The sequence below is a fragment of the Methylophaga sp. UBA4204 genome (assembly GCF_002379485.1).
In the GTDB taxonomy this organism is placed as follows: domain Bacteria; phylum Pseudomonadota; class Gammaproteobacteria; order Nitrosococcales; family Methylophagaceae; genus Methylophaga.
In genome coordinates, this window is the sequence record NZ_DFTU01000054.1 from 24,670 (window position 1) to 24,929 (window position 260).

A 260-nucleotide genomic window follows, 5' to 3' on the forward strand; every position below is an offset into this window, starting at 1 on the left:
CGGTCAGTGGGTTTCACCCGCCAGTGGCAATATTTATCTTTCTTTAATGCGGTCATTAAACATTGAAGATGTCCGTAATGGCCTGAGCATTGCCATCGGCATCGCCTTGATAAATACCCTTCGGACAGAGGGAATAGAAGGTTTGCAATTAAAATGGCCCAATGATGTTTTATATAAGCGACGTAAACTTGCAGGAATTCTTGTAGAATCACGTTACGGAAGCCAAAACTACGTTACCATCGGTATCGGCTTGAACCTTT

The 260-nt window shown here is 43.1% G+C and carries 1 protein-coding gene; it reads left to right on the forward strand.

The genetic code is table 11. The features are described 5' to 3' along the window. Window positions 1-260: biotin--[acetyl-CoA-carboxylase] ligase (locus B3182_RS07795; protein WP_414683340.1), on the forward strand; the 260-nt coding region annotated here is incomplete at both ends.